Here is a 2,294-nt window from a genome sequence, read left to right as displayed (position 1 = left end):
CCTCGGCGGCGCGGGCGCGCACGTGCGCGTCGCTGCCCTCGACGGTGGTGACGGCGAGGCAACCGCCGGGTGCGGCACCGCCGATCTTGTCGTGCAGCGCGAGATTCATGCCGGTCTCGGCTTCGTCCGACAGTCGCAGGACCGTCGGCAGCGCACCTGTCTGTGCGAGTGTCCGCAGTGCCGCCGCGCCGGTCGCGAAGTCGGGAAACGACCACGCGCGGAATGTGGTGGTCGCGGGCACGGGATGAATCCGTACCCCCACCTCGGTGACGATGCCGAGCGTGCCTTCCGAGCCGAGGAACAACCGGCGGAGGTCCGGGCCCGCCGCGGATGCCGGCGCCAGACCGGCCCGCACGGTGCCCCGCGGTGTCGCCACGACCAGATGGTCGACCATGTCCTCGAATCGTCCGTAGCCGGCCGACGCCTGGCCCGCCGATCGGGTGACCGCGAACCCGCCGAGGGTGGCGTGGCGATAACTCTGGGGGAAATGGCCGAGCGAGAAGCCGTGGGCGGACAGCACCTGTTCGGCCTGCGGACCGGTGGCACCGGCCTGCAGCGTCGCCAACCCCGAGATCGGATCGAGCCCGGTCAACGCGGTCAGCCTGCGCAGGTCGACGGCGATCACCGCATCGAACGGTCCCCGCACCGGATCGAGGCCGCCGACGACGCTGGTGCCGCCGCCGAACGGAACCACCGCGATCGATTCGGCCGAGCAGTACGCGAGCACGGCGAGGACCTCGTCGTGACTGCCGGGACACAGCACGGCGTCGGGCGCATCCTGTGTGTCGCGGCTTCGGCGGCGCAACAGATCGGGGGTGCTCTTTCCCCCCGCGTGCCGCAGCCGGGTCCGGTCGTCGTCGGCGAGGTGGTCGGCGCCGACGATGCGGGTGAGGCCGTCGCGGTGCACTGCACTCAACCGGCAGGCGGTGAGCCGGACGTCGGCCTCGGGAAGGTCGCGGTCGCGGGTGGTGTCGATGCCCAGCGTCTGCTCGAGCAGGTTGCGGATCGGCGCGGACAGTTCTGTGCGGCGGTCCTCGGTGCCCCACGCGTCCCACGCCATCGGTGGGGCTGCGTCGGGATAGTGCGGGACGAACTGGGAGATCATGAGTTACAGTTTTACACACAATGTCGATCCGTAACGATGATTCGCGAACTGCCGGTCCGCGCGACGCGCCCACGATCGAGGACCAGATCCTCGACGCCGCATATTCCTGCATGGTGGACTTCGGGTTGCGTCGCACCACGCTCGCCGAGGTCGCCCGGCGGGCCGGCGTCAGCCGCCCGACCGTCTATCGCCGCTGGCCCGACACCCGCGCGATCGTCGCGGACCTGCTCACCCGTGAGATCCGCCGACTCGCCCCCGAATCGTCCGGCACCGGCCCCGCCCGGCAGCGACTCGTACACGCGGTGGTGACCACCGCCGGCGCCATCGGCGCCCACCCGCTGTTCGACAAGATCGTCAGCACCGACCCCGACGTGCTGATCACCTACCTCGTCGACCGGCTCGGCACCAGCCAGCGCATGCTGCTCGAGACGCTCACCGTCGCCATTGCCGACGGACAACGCGACGGGTCGATCCGCGCAGGCAACCCGCGCCGGATCGCCGTGATGGTGCTGCTCACCGCCCAATCGGTCACCGTCTCGGCGCGCGCGGTCGCCGATACCGCATCTCGTGACGACCTGCTCGCGGAACTCGGGCACGCCGTGGACGCGTACCTGACGCCCACTTCGGAACGATCAGCGTGACCGGACCCGGATCGGCCGCACTGTCCGCGCAGCGTCGCCGTCGCGAACTCGAGCGGCTCGCCGACGACCCCGTAGTCGACGTTCTGGTGATCGGCGGCGGAGTCACCGGCGCCGGGGTCGCCCTCGATGCCGCCGCACGCGGGCTCAGCGTCGCCCTGGTCGAACGTCACGATCTCGCGTTCGGGACCAGCCGGTGGAGTTCGAAACTCGTCCACGGCGGCCTGCGCTACCTCGCGACCGGCAATGTCGGGATCGCGCACGAAAGCGCCGTCGAACGCGGCATCCTCATGGCCGTCACGGCCCCGCATTTGATCCGGCCGATGCCGCAACTGGTCCCACTGCTTCCGTCCGTCGGCCGTGGTGAATCTGCACTGGTCCGGGTAGGTTTCCTCGCCGGCGACGCACTGCGTGCGGCGGCCCGTACTCCCTCGGCGTTGCTGCCGCGGTCGCGCCGAGTGGGTGCCGGCCGCGCTGTCGCCCTCGTTCCCGCGGTGCGTCGCAACGGGCTTCGCGGGGGCCTGCTCGCCCACGACGGGCAACTTGTCGAC

Annotated in this window: 3 protein-coding genes; 2 read left to right on the top strand and 1 reads right to left on the bottom strand. The window is 71.0% G+C overall.

What is annotated here, in order from left to right; genetic code table 11:
- The coding region (locus WAX14_RS23415; RefSeq protein WP_422630433.1) for an FAD-binding oxidoreductase at nt 1-1,105 on the bottom strand (1,105 nt) is incomplete at its 3' end.
- A gap of 20 nt (nt 1,106-1,125) precedes the next feature.
- Between WAX14_RS23415 and WAX14_RS23410 the strand changes: the two genes are divergently transcribed.
- Complete coding sequence (locus WAX14_RS23410; RefSeq protein WP_422630432.1) at nt 1,126-1,746, top strand: TetR/AcrR family transcriptional regulator; 621 nt, start codon at nt 1,126-1,128, stop codon at nt 1,744-1,746.
- Nucleotides 1,743-2,294: FAD-dependent oxidoreductase (locus tag WAX14_RS23405; RefSeq protein ID WP_422630431.1), on the top strand; the 552-nt coding region annotated here is incomplete at its 3' end. The genes WAX14_RS23410 and WAX14_RS23405, both read left to right, overlap by 4 nt.

Origin of the sequence: Rhodococcus sp. (in: high G+C Gram-positive bacteria) (assembly GCF_049299235.1) — a bacterium.
GTDB lineage: Bacteria > Actinomycetota > Actinomycetes > Mycobacteriales > Mycobacteriaceae > Rhodococcus.
Note: the sequence above shows the minus strand (reverse complement) of the source record. Positions and strands in the feature narration are given on the sequence as shown.